Below are 14,969 nucleotides of genomic sequence, written 5' to 3'. Positions count from 1 at the left end.
CTGCACTTGAACGGTTGAGGCAGAGGCTTCACGCCTTCTACGCCCGCGCCAGCAGGATTGCGGTGCGGACAGCCGACCGCTTCAGACCGGGACTGCTCTCAGGGTTGGCAACGACCTGGCTCGCCCAGCCATGTTCGGCCACGGCCGCTGCGAGGTCGAGGCTGTAGCCGTCGGCGATCGGGTGCGCGTCGGTCTCGGGCTTGGCGAGGTACGCCTCCACGGCCGCGTTAACCTCATCGTCGGTGACGGCCTTGGCCTTGAAGAGTTCGCCGACGGTGGGGTTGAGGTCAGGCATGGCGTGACCCTACCCCGAGGGGCTTGCTGCCACCAGGGACGAGCGGCGACCCCTTGCCCAAAGCCCCCTCCCCGGCTACTCAGATCCAGGGTTTCTGTGGGGATTTCTGTAGAGCAATCTGTTGCTGAAGCCCGAGACCAAGTCTAAGTATTTGCCGGTAAACGGTTAGGGCCTGTAGCTCAATGGTTAGAGCCGACCGCTCATAACGGTCTGGTTGCAGGTTCGAGTCCTGCCGGGCCCACCACATATAAAGCACTGATATAAAACAATAATTTGCCTCTGCGCCTATGCCTCTGGTTTGTGGGGTTTTGGTCCAGCCAACGAATTGACCAACGATTGCGGTTTGCGACGTCGGTTCTTGAATGCGCCTGCTGCCTCGTTTTGGAAGTCAGGATGGTGGTGGCCGTAGACCTTCTGCAGCACGTCCGGGGTCATCCCGAGATAGCCGGCCGCCTCTTACAGGTTGATACCCTGCCGCATCAGCCACGTCGCAGCCGTGTGCCGAAGGACGTGGGGCGAGGCGTTCTCCTCAAGGCCAGCAAGCCTCACCGCGGCGGCGAACGCCGTCTTCACGGACGCAACCGGCCTGCCGTTCCATTCCACGATGTACTCGGGCATTGAGCCGTCCTTGCGCGGGATCTCTGACCAGACGCGTAGGCGAGCCAGGACGTGCGGCGGCAGCTTCACGGGCGGCTGGCGCTTGTTCGTCGCTCGCTTCCCCTGCGCCAGCCGGTAGTAGACCCCCTCATCGAGATCGACGTACGACCGGCCCTCACCGCGATGGAAGGCGGCCGACGCGATCGCCCCAGCGCGGGTGCCCGTGTAGAGGCCGAGGAGAATGAATCGCGCGAGATGGCGCAGCGGTCGCTTCTTCGTCGCGACCTGCTTCCCCTTTTTCGTGCCGGTGTTCCAGGCTTGGACCTCGCGATGGCGCCAGCACGTCCACAGCAGGCGAGCAGCCTCCGAACGGGTCAGCCAGCGCATCCGCGACTCGCCCTTCCTCGGCAGCACGACGCGCACCTCGCCGCGGTGCAATCCTTCGTTCTTGTGGTGGCTGATCGCGGCGCGAAGGTCTTCGAGATCCCGTCGCGCGCCGCCGCTATTCCCGCGGACTACAACATACCGGCGGCAGGTCTCGCCGGTCACATCGCTGAGCATCATGCCGCCGAAAAACTCGGCGAGCCGTGATATGCGCCCTTCGAAACGCTTGCGGTGCTGCGGTTCAATTTCTTTGTCGCTGAAGTAGATGTTGAGTACATCAGCGACGTCGATTTCCTCGATATCCTTCAGCTTGCGCTTCGGCTGGTACTTTTCCGCGATGTGTTCTGAGAGCCGCTGCTCGGCGAGCGCAACTTCGCCATGAGCGCATCCCGTAGGGAAATGCTTTCCTCCGTCGAGAATGATCCAGGTCGCGTTTGCGACGACCTTTCCGTCGCGAATACGCTCTGGTCGGAGCCACAGGCGTGCGCGCTTTCTTGGACGTGGCATCGTTCTCTCATTTTCTCGATGTCGGCGAGCGTGGTGTAGAAGCGACCGACTGTCTTCTCGATACGGAGGTTGCCCCTAGCAGCTTCGGTGCGGAGCCCGTTCGCGGTCATGGACCCGTCGGGATAGGCAAGGGACGCCGCCACCTCGAGGCGCAGCGGCGAAGTCGGTTTGATCCGCGTGGGGGCGATAGCGCCCCTCTCCTTACGCACGATCCGTCCTCCTTTGTGCAGTGGCGGTGCTGGATAGGGGCAGGCCGCGGATGTGGCAGCGCCAATCCCGGTTCTCGATGTCCTTGTGGCCGTTGACGATCAGCCAGGCCCACGGCTGCATGATCGACAAGACCTTCACAGCCTTCGCCACAGGGGCTCGCGTCTCGGTGGGGTGGGAGACGGTCATGCGGCCTCCAGAGCAGAGGTGGCCTGCGCAAGAAGCCTGACTGCTTTCGAGCCGCTGCAAAAATGGTCGCGAATGTGGCACCGCAGCAGAAGGGAACACCGGACCGTTGCCGCAATGCGACAGGCGCAGGATGCAGGGGTCGCTACGCTGCCCGCTCCTCGCAAAGCAGTGGCGGAGCTGATGGCCAACAAGCACTTCACCCACGACGTGCCGAGAAAGTCGGGAAAGATCCTGCTGGGCTCCTCCATCGTGCCCTGCATCGTGCTGGAGCAATCCAGCGTGAGCGCAAGGGTCCGTGTTCTGGTAGCGGCACGTCTGCCCGAGCGGCTGACCGTCGAGATCGACGGAGAAGTCCGCCAAGGGCGTGTGGGCCTCCGAAAGCAAGGCCCGCTCGGGCTTGATCTGTGGCTCGACCTGAAGGCCGTCGAGATCTCGGCCGCCGCATAGGGGCCGCCGAGAAGGTGCGGACGCATCACGGCCCCCCTCCATTGCGAGAGGGGGACGTGAGGGCGGCGAAGGCGCGGGCGAGGACAGAACGCATCAGGCGGCTTTCCTCGGGCGATAAGTCTGGGCGTGCTTCGTGACCTCGGCGTAGGAGGCGCCATAGAGCACCCGCCACGCATGGCGGCACCATTCGAGGTTGAGGAGGTCGATCGCGGCCTCGGACGCCGGCAGCCGCAGCGCGTGGGCGAGGAAGGCGGCGACGCGCTCCTCGGCGATGGTCCGGCCGTTCGGGACGTCGCGCAGGGCCTCGCCGACGAGACGCTCGACCTCGCGCTCGCGCAGCATGGCGCGGGCGTTGCGGGTTTGGGCGCCGGCCGGGAGCCCGACCGGCGTGCCGTCCTCCGCACACGGCGCCCATGCCTCGGGGCAGACCGTGCAGGCCCAGACCTGGGCGTCGATCAGGTCTGGCTCGCGGGCGCCGGCCTCGCGACCGGTGATCCGCTCGCACTCGGTGCCGCAATCGGCGCAGTAGATGCCGAGGGCGCTCATGCGGCGGCTCCCGATCCGATGGGGGCGCCGGTCAACCGGGCGATAGCGCGGGCGAGGAAGCAGCGCCCCGACGGGCTGAACGATGCGGTCCCGGCCGATGTTGGAGCGGGCCGACCGCTCTGCTCGTCCGCTATGAAGCGCCCAATCTGCGAGAAGGCGTGCGCGGTCTGAGCGAGGACCACCGATTCCCGGTCCATCTCGTCGAGGTCCTCCTCGACTGCCGGGAGGTCGTGGTCCGCGATGCGGTGCTCGTCCTCGCCGACCGGAGCGAACTTCTGCCGGAGCATCCGCTCGTCCTGCCGAGCGGCCAGCGCACGGCGAGCGGAGAGCGCCAGAAGGCCAGCGGACAGCTTGTCCCAATCGGCGACGGCGAAATCGGCTGGGCTCAGTATGCGCGGGCTTCCTCCTGAGGGGTTGCGGGGACGACGAGGCAGCGGCGCACCAGGGCGCGCAGCCACGTCGGCAGGCGGTGGTAGAGCGCGAGCCACGCGGCCTCGTCGGCGGGCAGCGGCTCAGCGATCGGTGCGGGGGCGACCGGCGCACCGAGCACCAGAGGGTCGAGCCCGAGCGCCTCGCCGAGCTTCTGGCGGCGGGCCGGCGGCACGCTGCTGCGCCCCCGCTCGTAATCCTGGAGGTAGCGGAGCGGGATGCCGGTGGCGACCGCTGACCTGACCGGTATTTTGGACCGAGCCGAGTGAGAGGCTACTGCATGGCCACTGCCATGGGCAGCCGGAAGGCCAGATCGGGGAAGTTGACGGGCGCGGGCGGCTGGTAGCCTAGAGGCTGTTATGAACCTGTGGCGATTGAAGCGGCCTGTCGGAGCATGAGGCAGACGAGGGCGACGAGGTGGAGGCCTGCCAGGGTGCTGGCGTATCGCTCGTAGTCCTTGACGAGCCTGCGGAAGCGGGTGGCCCAGGCGAAGGTGTGCTCGACCACCCATCGGCGCGGCAGCAGAACGAAGCCGCGTTTGGCTTCGGGCAGCTTCACGACCTCCAGGTGGATGCCGTGCGCACGGGCGGCCATGGCCGGCTCCTCGCCGGTGTAGCCCTGATCGACGAAGGCGACCTCGACGCTCTCGCCGGTGGCAGCCTGCACGGCCTCGGCCAAGCGGCCGACCTGAGCCCGGTCGTCGGCATCGGCGGTGGTGACGTGCAGGGCCAGGAGGTGGCCGAGCGTGTCCACCGCCATATGCAGCTTCGAGCCCTTCTTGCGCTTGGCCCCGTCGTAGCCCGCCCGCTCGCCGCTCTCGGGGGAAGAGCGCAAGGTCCGGTTGTCGAGCACGGCGGCCGTCGGCTCCGGGGGGCGGCCGGCCGCCATGCGCAGCACCGCGCGCAGATCCTCGGCCAGTTGCTCGAAGCAGCCGGCCGACAGCCAGCGCTGGGCCTGCTGATACACGACGAACCAGCGCGGCAGATCGTGGGGCATCAGCCGCCAGGAACAACCGCTCCTGACGACGTAGCGCAGGCCGTTGAACACCTCCCGTAGCGGATGCTCGCGCTGGCCGGCATCCTCGCGCAACAGGGTCAGGTAAGGGGCGACCAGCGCCCATTCCTCATCGGAAACGTCGGACGGATACGGCTTGCGGGCAGGGCTCATCCTCGCTCATCTGAGCACCGCCCCACCCAGGTCCATAACAGCCTCTAGATCAGGGAAGCTGACGGGCGCGGGCGGCCGGTAGCCCAGGGACGAGTGCGGCCGGAGGCGGTTGTAGGTGTTCTGCCAGAGACCGATCACAGTCTGGGCTTCCTTGAGCGAGTAGAAGATCTCCTGCCTCAGGCACTCGTCGCGCAGCTTGCCGTTAAAGCTCTCACAGTACCCGTTCTCCCACGGCGAGCCCGGGGCGATGTACTGGATCTGAGGGCCCGTCTTGGCGACCCATTTGCAGAGTGCCTTCGAGATCATCTCAGGACCATTGTGGCACCGGATATGCTCCGGGATGCCGTGTAGGCACATGGCGTCGGCCAGCGCCTCGATCATACCGAGGCTGTTGATGCGCCGTGCCACCTTCAGCGCGAGGCATGCCCGGCTGTGCTCATCGATCAGCGTCAGGATGCGCAGGCTTCGCCCATCGTGGGTCTGGGCCCGCACAAAGTCGAAGCTCCAGACGTGATTGCGGCGAAGCGGCCGCAGCCGCACGCACGAGCCGTCGTTCAGCCAGAGGCGGCTGCGAGGTCTCTGTCGGCTGGGGACCTTCAGCCCCTCGCGACGCCAGATGCGCTGAACCCGATCCTTGCCGACCTGCCAGCCGTCTGCTTGCAGCAGCGCGGTGACGCGGCGGTAGCCGTAGCGCCCATACTCAGACGCCAGGGCAATGATGGCGCGGGTCAGCTAATCCTCGTCGGCCGGCACGGTCGGCACGTAGCGTTGCGTGCCGCGGTGCTGGCCGACGATCCGGCAGGCGTGACGCTCGGAGAGACCATACTTCTCCCGGATCCCGTCCACTGCCTGCCGGCGTCGCTCGGGGGCTACAAGTTTCCCGAGGCGACGTCCGCCAGCACCTGCTTCTCCAGGGATAGGTCAGCCACGAGCCGGCGCAACCGAGCGTTCTCGCGCTCAAGATCCTTCATCTTCCTGGCTTGCTCGACCTGCAGGCCGCCGTACTCCTTGCGCCAGCGGTAATAGCTCTGCTCGGAGATCTCCGCCTCCTTGCACGCCAACGCCAAGCTCTTGCCCTGGGCTGTCTGCACCTCGATCTGGCGCAGCTTGAGCACCACCTGCTCCGCGCTCGTCTTCTGACCTCGCCGCATGTCCGACTCCTTCCGTTCCGGCTGATCCTCTCAACCAGCCCGGTCCAAAGCCAGCCGGTCAGGTCACCTCGAGACGGCTGCGATGATCAACGCCAACGGTGGTGCGATCATCGCTAAGGGGAACGTGGTTCTGCCGCGCGCAGCAAATCCGTCCGGGCCGTTCATCGCTGTGGCGCAGGACTTCGGTGAGCACACGATCCAGAACAACGACTTCAACACCTTGAACCTGTCGGTTCCGGCCGGCGCCCGCGCTGGCGAGTACGGGCCGAACAAGGTTGCGCCCTTCACATGGACCCCGACGCCCGCGTTCGATGGGGGCAACGGTTCGTTCTCGGTGTCGTCCTATGCCGTTCAGCAGGGCAGCTGGAGCTACGGTGCCGGCAAGATCGACTACAACTTCCGCGTATACTTCACCCACGGCGCCTACTCGGGCAATTCGGGCAACGTCTTCCTGTCCGGGTTGCCCTTCTATGCGTCAGCCATCGACTTCCGCCCGGGCGCCTTCTCTGAGTTCGGAGGGTTCACCCTGACGGCCGGCCAGCTTTGGGCGGCGCCGGCCGCTCGCGCCGATACGACCAAACCTGGCATCTATCCGGTGCAGTTGGGAGGGGCTTCGCTCGCCTTTATCGGGCCGGCCAACGTGCCGACCAGTGCCGGCACGCGGTACATCGCGGGATCTGACTCGATTCCGCTGCGATAATAGGCAGGGCGGCAATCCGCCGGGCCGTCACGTGCACTGGCGACTAAGACTCGGACCTGAAAAAGGCATACTTCGACCCGCGTCTCTCAACTCGGATGCCGTCGACCAAAGCCGGCCGCAGCCGACTGCTCGTTGATCCAAGTCTGCGTCTGCTCGCGAGGACTAACCGGACCGTCCAGGACCGGAGCGAAGTTGGACAGGTCGACGACTAGCACGGGCCTTGACGTGCTCGCCGACAAGCTCGGCTCTGAGGCATTATATGGCGCCCCTCCTCGGCCCAATGCGCGAGCAGGGAAGCCGGTGTGAATGGTTTGAGCCATTGGTGATCCTCAGCGAGGTAGCTGACGCGCGGCGCTAATCGCCTCTCGCGCGGCGGGTGAAAACGACATCTCCTCATAGGTAGGCATCGGAACACCCGCCTTCGGCTTCATTATCAAATCGGCGAAGCAGTGATCTTTGACGAAATGATCGTGAAGAAATGTAAGAGAATTAGGTTTTGGGTTGTTATGCACTTCAACATCGAACGCGTGCCAGAGTGCTTGCGCAAATGCAGCGGGACTGTGCCCGGCATAGGCGTTGAGCGTCCACGTGTTGAACTCCATGTGTACGAATGGCCGCTCCTCGGAGAGGATGCGGCCAGCTCCAGCCAGAACCTCCGGTTCATGCCCCTCCACGTCGAGCTTGATGAGCGCCGGGCGCAAGGCGTGCTCGTTGGCATAGTCGTCGAGGCGAATGGCTGGAACATCAACCACCGGCATCCCGAGTGTGATGTGGTTCTCGGTCACGACGTGCGAGCCAGCGCCGTAGTCGGACATATGAAAATGGAGGGTGCCTGGCTTGTGAGAAGCGGCTGCCTCGACGACAGTCACGTTAGGGAACCGCGCAGTGTTCTGCCTCAAAAAGCCGATGTTTGCAGGTGACGGCTCGAAAGCAAAAATTCTCGCAGCCGGTTTCACCAACGCCATTATGGCGGCGCTTACACCGATATTCGCCCCGACATCAAAGATAACAGCATCGGCCGGCACGCGGCTCGCCAGCTGAATAAGATCATCAAAGCTGTTGGCGTGGGTCTGGAGCGATTTGAAATAATCATCGGTGTCGCTCCCCGAAAACTCCACCTCTTGTCCTGCGATTTTGAGAAGCATCACGCCCTCTTTCTTGTCGACTTTTTGAGTTGAGGAGGCCAAGTTCTAGTCCGGAGGGTTGTGATCGTAGCTAGCGACCCTAATCACCGTACGTCCTCGCAGCCCCCCCCCCATGTTCCGGTGTCGTCCAGTGATTATACCACCCGCTGATTGCTTCTACTAGACGCCACGATTGAATGTTGCTACCTGCCGGTCCCGATTGCGTCTCCGGCGTTAACGCGGCGCCTTCTCGTAATCGTATTGCGCGGATCAATGGCGGGCCGATGCGAAACAAGTCCATTCTCATTCAGAACTATCATCCGCCTGCTACAACTGCCCTGGTAAGGGACTTCAAGAAAATAGGTTTCGAGGTTCTCAGCCCGGATAGTGACTGGGGGCGCTTCAATTGGTACGCGCCGAACGACGGGATTGGAAGCGCCCTTATCAGCGAGAGTGAATATTTTTCTCGGCCGCCGGGATACGTGCTTATTACGTGTAAGCCTGCAGAAGAGTCGCTGAAGCGAGTCGCGCGCGAGCATGGCGACTTGATGATCCTGAATGTTGCTCAACAGTATCAGGTATATGAGGACGGGATTGCGGACGTGATGATTTGTCCTGATACTGAAACATTTAAAAATTACCCACATTATGTCGAGCACAAGTTGCTATACTTTGTGCAGCCGCACATAAGCGACATCACGCCCAAGGATCACGCCTCATCATATGCAAAAAAGTCAATTAGCTCGTTCGTGAGCACTCCGCATGTATGGCCTATCGCATCAGAAGTTTTTGCGGCTTTCGCGCGGCTCTACCCACACCATTACGTCAACTACGGATTAGAAGCTCCGGGCGGCTATGTAGACCATGCCACGGCCAATCGTATAATGGTGGAGAATTTTTTTACCGCACAATTCAAAGATCACGAGGCTTATGGGCTAGCGTGCCTTGAGTCCATGATGCTAGGAACGCCTATCGTCACGCTTAAGCGGTTTATCGAAGGGAAAACATTGGGAGAGTTTTTCCTAATGCCCGACAATTCGATAATTGCAGACACGGTCGAAGAGGCGGTCGAAAAGCTCCTCTCTATCTCATTCGAGGATTACCTTCGTCTCTCGGAAAACGGCAAAGCCCGTGCTTATGAGATGACGAGTGACGAGCGCACGGTCGAGGTGTTGAAGCGCGTTCTGGGCTAAGCCAGATCTGTTTCTAAATAGGCGGGCGATGGCAAAACCCGTTTCTACCAAGTGGATAGGCTCGTTGGGATAAAACCCTTCGGGCCTTTCGTGTCTCGAAAATATAGTGTCCGAGATTGGCGGGCTCTACGCGTATTGATCCACGTGTTGCCAGTATAGACCTTTTGGATAAGCGCTCCCCAAGAGCCGAACGGCCTTCCTGAACAAACCGGAGTCGAATATGATCTCGTCCCCCGACGCAGGCGCTTTCGCGCGCCGCTGGCTTCGTCTGCGCCGCAACACGGCTGACGGATTACGACCTCCCCCGGATCGGTCACACCATCGGCGTCGGCGAGGACGAGATCCACGCCGTGATGGAGGTGGAGTCGTCCGGCGGCGGCTTCGACCGGCTGAAGCGGCCGAAGATGCTGTTCGAGCCGCACGTCCTCTGGCGCAATCTCTCGGGTGCCGAACGCACCCGCGCGGCCTCGCTCGGCCTCGCCTACGCGTCCTGGAAGCCCGGTGCCTACCCGACCGATAGCTATCCCCGCCTGATGCAGGCGATGGCGATCAACGAGACGGCGGCGCTGAAGGCCTCCTCCTGGGGGCTGGGCCAGATCCTCGGCGAGAACCACCGGGCCCGCCGGCTACGCGACGCCGCAGGCGATGGTGCTGGCGTTCTGCAACGGCGGCGAGGCCGAGCATCTCACGGCAATGGTCCGCTTCATCGTCACGAACGGCCTCGACGAGCTGCGCCGGCACGATTGGGCGGGGTTCGCCCGCGGCTCCAACGAGGCCGGCCACGCGAAGCACGGCTATCACACCAAGCTCGCGGCGGCCTTCGCCAAGTGGTCGAAGATCAAGGACACGCCCTGGTCGCCGGGCATGGGTGAGCCGGCGCCCGACCCGCTGGCGCCGATGACGGCGGCGGGCATGGAGCCCGGCTCCCATCCAAGTCCCACGCTAATTTCTGCCCCCACAATCGTGGCCGCGAAAATTAACGACCCCGCCAAGCCCGCCCCCACCGGCGGGCTTCTTCGTTCCGGGGTCCAGGCGACCGGTGGCGCGGTCCGCACCGGCCTCGCCGGGCTCTACGACCTGATACCCGATCGGCTCCGCGCTCGGCGCCGTCGGCTCCGGCCTGATCAAGGTGTTCGGCAACTCGGTGCTGGCCCCGATCCTCAAGGGGATCGAGAATGGCCAGAACACCCAGCGCGACGTCGCGGTGCAGGTGGTCCAGGCCGAGATCGCGGCCAACCAAGCGAAAGCGGCCATCGCGCCCGCCTTCAAGGGGCTGATCTACGGTATCGGCATCCCGCCGGCCGTCCACTTCGGGGCGATGTGCGCCTCGGCGACCTTCGATCTCGGATGGCCGGTACACGACCTGCCCCCAGCCTACGTGCCGATCGAGGCCACCATCCTGACAGCCTTCTTCGTCTCCTCGCCGCTCACGACGCTGGTTCGCGCCGGCGCCGCCCGCCTGCTGAAAGCCTGATGCCATGGACACCTCGTTCCTCTCGCCCGGCCCGATCACCTGGGCGCAGGTCGTGGCGCTCGCCGCGTTCCTATTCGCCCTCGGCAAGGACGCGGATTGGGTCATCGGCAAGCTGCGTGCCGGCACGAAGGACGCGGTGTCCCCGCTGACGATCGACATGGCGGCGGTGAAGATCCAGATCGCCGCCCAGACCAAAGCCCTACACAACTTCAAGGTCGAGGTCGCGCGGACCTACGTGACCGGCGACGTCATCACCCGCCTCGAGCGACGCATCGACGACCTGGTATCCTCGGTGCGCGACGAGATGAAGGAGACGCGCCAGACCATGCTCAAGGCGATCACGGGCCGCTCGCCTTCCTGATCCTCCCCGCTATCCACATACCGCCTCGGGGCTTCGGCCTCGGGGCTATTTTCGTGCGCGCAGTCTGACAAGATTGGCCTAGCGGTCTGACGGGGGCGCGAACTTCTGCCGCTCTGCCAACTCGCGCTGTTTATTCACCTCCAACCGCCTAGCCGCCTGATCGGCATTTGCCCAGCTTGCAGCGATAAGGAACGGCACGCCCGCAATCCACAGATAGATCAAGGCGCGGTATGTTCGACCGGCACGTGCATAAAGGAATGCTGACATCCAGCACCAGAGATCAACGGTTATGACGATCGCTAATATTGCAGGATGAAGGCTAGGCATTTATTGCTGCTGAGACTATTGTTGTGCTCGAACGACGAAGCGCTCCATTATTAGTCCGACGGTTAGAGATCCGAATATCCACATAAAGACATAAAGGTAGCCTACCTGGGCAGGTATCATGGGCTCGTAGCCAAGACGAACCCAATCGATAATCTGCGTGACGGGATTCCACTGCATATAATAATAGATCTCCTGCGGCATGTAGCAGGCGAGGAAATACACGCCGCTCGAAAGGTAAAGCAAAATTGTTATCAACACATAGCCGAGGGCCCAGCCCGGAAAGATCGAGACAATGCCAACATTTATAAACCCAATGCCGATACCCAGGCCAATCGCCGCCAAATAGCCGGTAACAGATTGGAATATATCGACCGGGACAGGATCTACACCGAAGCAAATAAGTGTCGCCATAACAAGCATCAATCCCAGAAATGCATTAACTATTTCAACGAGTATTCGAGCGACTACAGTGTCGAACTTTTTTACTTGCGGGAAATAAGTCAAAGGCTTATGGACTAAATAGCCTTTCATCACCTCGCGCGAGACGTATTGAAACGCGAGTGCAGGCAATGCGCCCGTCGCGACGAACAGCATGGGGCTATCGAGAATTGGCTGCTTCATGCCGCGAAAAGCCATCGCCCCGACGATGATCCCGAGATGCACGCAGGGCCACAGCACTTGAACCAGATAGCCCCAGTAGCTTCCACCGAAGCGGCTGCGCATATCGCGCAGCATCAGAGCGCTGAGGACACGCAGGTAGACGTCTATGTAACTCGGCATAGGGCGCGTGGAGTGGGGAGCGTCTCTCATGGTGTCCATCGCAGCGGGCAATTGAGCCCACCTCGTCGGCTACAATAGCGACGGAATCGAGGTGCTATCGAGCATTAAGGGGGAGGCGGGAGTGCTGCTGCTGTCGACATGACCGCGAGCAATCATCGACGCCGCTGACGTCTGGCTACTTCGCCGCCGCGAGCATCCGCTTCCGCACCTCGGCCATGCGGTCGTCATCGCTGACGCTGGTCGCCGCAGCATTCCGCCCAACGGCCTCACAGATCTCCCGCACGGCCGCCTCGTCCGGGCTGAGCCCTCGGGCGGCGCCTGGATCAGGTATCCTGCCCATGTCCACATAACAGCCTCTAGCGTGACCGGCTCACTTCCAATGATTTGCCAAACGCCATGAGCGTCGCGCCGAGCTCTACCTTGCTTTCACAATATAAGGTCGCGCCCTCATCTGCCGAGAGCGGACCAACTCGTCTTAGCGCAGACTCGAAGAAAGTCGCCGTGCTCGCATTGTGCTAAATGAGCCGAAATTAGCGCAATGGGATGGAGCCAGCGCCACTTAAAGCCCGCAAACCTATTGCTGTTGGCACGTTAGCGACATTAAGGTGGGAGGAACCCGGACCACCGCCCAACGAGTAATATACGCCTGGATGGTTCGGGTTAGCCGAAACGATTGGCGTTGCGAAGGCTGCGCTGCCGAGCAGATTGAACCCAGAGAATTCTCCCCCAATTCCAGGATACTGATCGATTGATTGAGAGGTAAATGGAAGTCCAACCAAAACAAATTTTCCAGAAGCGCCAGAATAGGGGCCGCTCTGAAACACAACACGGTAAGAATACCTTATCTCTCCGCGATCATAGCTATAAAAGCTTTGACGAATGAGGTATTTGCTTGCTGCAAAAGTTCCATTTGCCTTGTCGAAAGTTGGTGTCGGCATCCAAGTAAACGCTGCGACTTTGTTCGGCCCGTACTCTCCAAGGTGGGCACCTGGTGGCAGCCGGTAACCCCAGGTCCCGAAGTCGTTCTCGGTGACTGTATGACAAGCGTCGTCCGACTCTAGAGAGACGAGATCACCAGAACCAGCGGTCGTCACCGTGTTAGCTATTGCAATCAGACACCCGCCCTTGTTCGCAAGGAGATATGGCTGTGTGCGGGTTGACCCTTGTAGAGGGGAGAGGCGAACACCGGTCACGATCGCAGTCCCGCCGGTCACTTGCAGAGCCGGCGAGTCACCAATGTGCTCGAAAGATCCGCCATTGACCACTAGTGTCCCAGCAGTGTTGATGACGTATGACTTAGTGGAAGCTCCCCAAAGATGCAGGCTCCCAATCGTGATGGTGCCACTAGTGTTCCAAAGTACGGGTATTGGATCGGGCGAGACGCCTTTTGTCGAGGAAATCATCCCGAACTGAAAATCGCCGCCGTCGTTCTTGATCCTCGCGCCATCACCATCGAGTTGCATCATTCCGATCTGCCTCGCGGCACCGCTATTTCCATTTCGATTTGAGTAGACCGAGGAAGCAAAGGCATTTAAACTTTCAATATCAAGTCCATCAATTGCACCAAATTCGGCGCAAATTGTTGTTTTATCGTAGTAGATTTCTCTTTGCGTATCAGTATGCAATCCAAAAGGCCAACAGTGCAACGAATTGACGTGAGCAAAGTCGAGCAGGCCATCTAAGATGATTCCCTGACGATACGCACCGATTTCCAGGAGATCAGCCGAAAAGCCTCCAGCGTTTCCGACTGCCCGTAGGCCATTCCATGCGCCCGAGACTCGAAGTGTGCCAATTTTGAATCGAGTCGCGACGCTGAAATCAACCGCTGGTGGGTATTTGATGATTGCGTCTCTACCGCCCGGACGCTCCGGTTGCATGAAGCGGATTTCAAACCCGTCGAGACCAGAACTGTCTCCGAATGCAACGTCGATCACAGCCCTCGCCGTTGCCTCGAAGCAGGTGTCGATATCGAATCGTGTACTCGCAACTCCATTCCCTAACAGCCGCTGCCCGTTACTCAGAGGGATCGAGTTGCAGACGCGATAAGCCCCATCTGGAAACCGGATTGTTCGACCAGTCGCTGCTGCTGCCCGGATATAAGGTGTGAGGTCAGCCTTGTTCGTTCCTGCCCGCACCGCTCCTCGTATGCTCGGTGGGATAAAGGCCATAACGTTCACTTCATCGCGGGACCGTTCAGCGAGATTGTACGGCTGAGCACCACTGAATGGCACTGTAACATCGAAGGCGGAGCCATCGCCTGGCTGCAGTGCGATTGCCTCTACGTGTAGAACCCACGGCAGGACGAGCAGCGCCGAAAGGGTGAGAAGTGACCGCTTCATCCATCACGACTCCCGAGATCGCCTCCTCTTTGGAGGAGCCGAGTGGATTGGAGATAGTTTGCGAAAGATGGAAGGACCGCCAGTTTCGGCAAGCAGGCAGCCTCCCGTCTCCCGCCGCGGAGCGGCATAGCCGGGACAACTCGCCGAGCACGCGCTAGATGGTGCCAGCTTGAGGAGCACTTTGTGCTCGCATCCCAACGCCACGGTGAACAGCGGCTTCGTAGTCTTGCCGTCAGCGATTAAGTCGGCGACGGTACGGTTCTTTATGACCTCTCCGGCTCCTCCGCAATGAACCAAGACGCCAGGAACTCGGCGCCATCCTTTCGGCTACGGTGCCTGCCCATCAAACTGCCGTGCTGATCAGGGGCAATCCAGAGACCTGGGCGCTCGATGTCCGCCGAGACGGGCCCGCCAGCCTGCACGACGAAGCCGCTGGCACCGCCGTCCTCGATGACGTGATCCGGCGCGTTCACACCTTCCGCGCCCGCGCCAGCAGGATCGCGGTCCGCGCCGCATTCGGCCGCGCGCCCGGCATGCTCGTCTTGTCGCGCTGAACGGCGGTGGCGAACGCGTTTGCCTTCACGGCCTCAGCCAGGTCGAGCACGTAGCCCTCGGCGAGTTCGGCCCGGTCGTCGAGCTTCCCGGCTAGAGCCGTGCCCTAGCGGGTTGAATCACTTGGGGTAGGCGATCTGGCTGGCGTGTGATTCACTGGGTGGGCTTGTGATGGAGGATGCCATGCCTTCAGCCCTGTC

General features: G+C 61.7%; 16 protein-coding genes, 1 tRNA gene and 3 pseudogenes. 8 read left to right on the top strand and 12 right to left on the bottom strand.

From position 1 onward, the window contains the following. Nucleotides 1-37 precede the first annotated feature (37 nt). A complete protein-coding gene (locus MFF24_RS22550) occupies nt 38-295 on the bottom strand; it encodes a hypothetical protein (protein WP_238228012.1) in 258 nt (85 codons plus the stop codon). Nucleotides 296-463: 168 nt separating this feature from the next. Between MFF24_RS22550 and MFF24_RS22545 the strand changes: the two genes are divergently transcribed. Then, nucleotides 464-539, top strand: a tRNA-Ile gene (locus MFF24_RS22545). Nucleotides 540-751: 212 nt separating this feature from the next. On the opposite strand, the gene MFF24_RS22540 is transcribed toward MFF24_RS22545, so the two are convergent. After that, on the bottom strand, nt 752-1,783 hold the full coding sequence (locus tag MFF24_RS22540; RefSeq protein WP_238228010.1) for a tyrosine-type recombinase/integrase: 1,032 nt from the start codon (nt 1,781-1,783) through the stop codon (nt 752-754). Nucleotides 1,784-1,984: 201 nt separating this feature from the next. Continuing rightward, nucleotides 1,985-2,179: an ASCH domain-containing protein gene (locus MFF24_RS22535; RefSeq protein ID WP_238228008.1), complete on the bottom strand. Its 195-nt coding sequence runs from the start codon at nt 2,177-2,179 to the stop codon at nt 1,985-1,987. Nucleotides 2,180-2,359: 180 nt separating this feature from the next. Between MFF24_RS22535 and MFF24_RS22530 the strand changes: the two genes are divergently transcribed. Further along, nucleotides 2,360-2,626 (top strand): hypothetical protein, encoded by a 267-nt coding sequence (locus MFF24_RS22530; protein ID WP_238227999.1) that lies wholly within the window; start codon nt 2,360-2,362, stop codon nt 2,624-2,626. Nucleotides 2,627-2,719: 93 nt separating this feature from the next. Here MFF24_RS22530 and MFF24_RS22525 read toward each other — a convergent pair whose 3' ends face one another. The 5 genes and pseudogenes from MFF24_RS22525 to MFF24_RS22505 form a co-directional block, all read right to left on the bottom strand. Next, nucleotides 2,720-3,172: a hypothetical protein gene (locus tag MFF24_RS22525; RefSeq protein WP_238227997.1), complete on the bottom strand. Its 453-nt coding sequence runs from the start codon at nt 3,170-3,172 to the stop codon at nt 2,720-2,722. Then, nucleotides 3,169-3,459, bottom strand: coding sequence for a hypothetical protein (locus tag MFF24_RS22520; protein ID WP_238227996.1), 291 nt, complete (start codon nt 3,457-3,459; stop codon nt 3,169-3,171). Before MFF24_RS22520 ends, MFF24_RS22525 begins: the two co-directional genes overlap by 4 nt. Nucleotides 3,460-3,557: 98 nt before the next feature. Then, nucleotides 3,558-3,776, bottom strand: a complete 219-nt coding sequence (locus tag MFF24_RS22515; protein WP_238227993.1) for a hypothetical protein — start codon at nt 3,774-3,776, stop codon at nt 3,558-3,560. 182 nt (nt 3,777-3,958) lie between these two features. After that, a complete protein-coding gene (locus MFF24_RS22510; RefSeq protein ID WP_238227991.1) occupies nt 3,959-4,768 on the bottom strand; it encodes an IS5 family transposase in 810 nt (269 codons plus the stop codon). 6 nt (nt 4,769-4,774) lie between these two features. Beyond that, nucleotides 4,775-5,919: pseudogene (locus tag MFF24_RS22505) on the bottom strand (IS3 family transposase). Nucleotides 5,920-6,001: 82 nt separating this feature from the next. Here MFF24_RS22505 and MFF24_RS22500 point away from each other — a divergent pair. Then, entirely contained in the window at nt 6,002-6,619 is a 618-nt protein-coding gene (locus MFF24_RS22500) for a hypothetical protein (RefSeq protein WP_238227989.1), read from the top strand. 329 nt (nt 6,620-6,948) lie between these two features. On the opposite strand, the gene MFF24_RS22495 is transcribed toward MFF24_RS22500, so the two are convergent. Then, nucleotides 6,949-7,806 carry an FkbM family methyltransferase gene (locus MFF24_RS22495; protein ID WP_238227987.1) on the bottom strand — a complete coding sequence of 286 codons (858 nt, stop codon included), beginning with the start codon at nt 7,804-7,806 and terminating at the stop codon, nt 6,949-6,951. 134 nt (nt 7,807-7,940) lie between these two features. Here MFF24_RS22495 and MFF24_RS22490 point away from each other — a divergent pair, with 134 nt between their 5' ends. From MFF24_RS22490 to MFF24_RS22475, 5 genes and pseudogenes are all read left to right on the top strand, one after another. Next, complete coding sequence (locus MFF24_RS22490) at nt 7,941-8,936, top strand: glycosyltransferase (protein WP_238227985.1); 996 nt, start codon at nt 7,941-7,943, stop codon at nt 8,934-8,936. Between the two features lie 353 nt (nt 8,937-9,289). Beyond that, a pseudogene (locus MFF24_RS28980) lies at nt 9,290-9,499 on the top strand (N-acetylmuramidase domain-containing protein); the annotation flags it as partial. 82 nt (nt 9,500-9,581) lie between these two features. Continuing rightward, nucleotides 9,582-9,707: pseudogene (locus MFF24_RS28975) on the top strand (N-acetylmuramidase domain-containing protein); the annotation flags it as partial. A gap of 358 nt (nt 9,708-10,065) precedes the next feature. Then, a complete protein-coding gene (locus MFF24_RS22480) occupies nt 10,066-10,410 on the top strand; it encodes a hypothetical protein (RefSeq protein WP_238227984.1) in 345 nt (114 codons plus the stop codon). A gap of 4 nt (nt 10,411-10,414) precedes the next feature. Then, nucleotides 10,415-10,771, top strand: coding sequence for a hypothetical protein (locus MFF24_RS22475; RefSeq protein ID WP_238227982.1), 357 nt, complete (start codon nt 10,415-10,417; stop codon nt 10,769-10,771). Between the two features lie 342 nt (nt 10,772-11,113). Here the strand turns inward: MFF24_RS22475 and MFF24_RS22470 are convergent, their stop codons facing one another. The 3 genes from MFF24_RS22470 to MFF24_RS28900 all read right to left on the bottom strand — a co-directional run bounded on the left by MFF24_RS22470 (nt 11,114) and on the right by MFF24_RS28900 (nt 14,821). Continuing rightward, nucleotides 11,114-11,908, bottom strand: coding sequence for an ABC transporter permease (locus MFF24_RS22470; RefSeq protein ID WP_238227980.1), 795 nt, complete (start codon nt 11,906-11,908; stop codon nt 11,114-11,116). 500 nt (nt 11,909-12,408) lie between these two features. After that, a complete protein-coding gene (locus MFF24_RS22465) occupies nt 12,409-14,217 on the bottom strand; it encodes a hypothetical protein (protein WP_238227958.1) in 1,809 nt (602 codons plus the stop codon). A 469-nt stretch (nt 14,218-14,686) separates the two neighbouring features. After that, a complete protein-coding gene (locus MFF24_RS28900; RefSeq protein ID WP_283214540.1) occupies nt 14,687-14,821 on the bottom strand; it encodes a hypothetical protein in 135 nt (44 codons plus the stop codon). Between the last annotated feature and the right edge of the window lie 148 nt (nt 14,822-14,969).

The sequence above is a fragment of the Methylorubrum aminovorans genome (assembly GCF_022179725.1).
GTDB lineage: Bacteria > Pseudomonadota > Alphaproteobacteria > Rhizobiales > Beijerinckiaceae > Methylobacterium > Methylobacterium aminovorans.
The sequence above is the reverse complement of the archived record's forward strand: the minus strand, read 5'-3'. Positions and strand labels throughout refer to the sequence as shown.

Excerpts from the sequence above, each read along its gene's own strand:
- MFF24_RS22550 (WP_238228012.1), bottom strand. The coding sequence starts at position 295 with ATGCCTGACCTCAACCCCACCGTCGGCGAACTCTTCAAGGCCAAGGCC.
- MFF24_RS22540 (WP_238228010.1), bottom strand. The coding sequence starts at position 1,783 with ATGCCACGTCCAAGAAAGCGCGCACGCCTGTGGCTCCGACCAGAGCGT.
- MFF24_RS22535 (WP_238228008.1), bottom strand. The coding sequence starts at position 2,179 with ATGACCGTCTCCCACCCCACCGAGACGCGAGCCCCTGTGGCGAAGGCT.
- MFF24_RS22530 (WP_238227999.1), top strand. The coding sequence starts at position 2,360 with ATGGCCAACAAGCACTTCACCCACGACGTGCCGAGAAAGTCGGGAAAG.
- MFF24_RS22525 (WP_238227997.1), bottom strand. The coding sequence starts at position 3,172 with ATGAGCGCCCTCGGCATCTACTGCGCCGATTGCGGCACCGAGTGCGAG.
- MFF24_RS22520 (WP_238227996.1), bottom strand. The coding sequence starts at position 3,459 with ATGCTCCGGCAGAAGTTCGCTCCGGTCGGCGAGGACGAGCACCGCATC.
- MFF24_RS22510 (WP_238227991.1), bottom strand. The coding sequence starts at position 4,768 with ATGAGCCCTGCCCGCAAGCCGTATCCGTCCGACGTTTCCGATGAGGAA.
- MFF24_RS22500 (WP_238227989.1), top strand. The coding sequence starts at position 6,002 with ATGATCAACGCCAACGGTGGTGCGATCATCGCTAAGGGGAACGTGGTT.
- MFF24_RS22490 (WP_238227985.1), top strand. The coding sequence starts at position 7,941 with ATGTTGCTACCTGCCGGTCCCGATTGCGTCTCCGGCGTTAACGCGGCG.
- MFF24_RS22475 (WP_238227982.1), top strand. The coding sequence starts at position 10,415 with ATGGACACCTCGTTCCTCTCGCCCGGCCCGATCACCTGGGCGCAGGTC.
- MFF24_RS22470 (WP_238227980.1), bottom strand. The coding sequence starts at position 11,908 with ATGAGAGACGCTCCCCACTCCACGCGCCCTATGCCGAGTTACATAGAC.
- MFF24_RS22465 (WP_238227958.1), bottom strand. The coding sequence starts at position 14,217 with ATGAAGCGGTCACTTCTCACCCTTTCGGCGCTGCTCGTCCTGCCGTGG.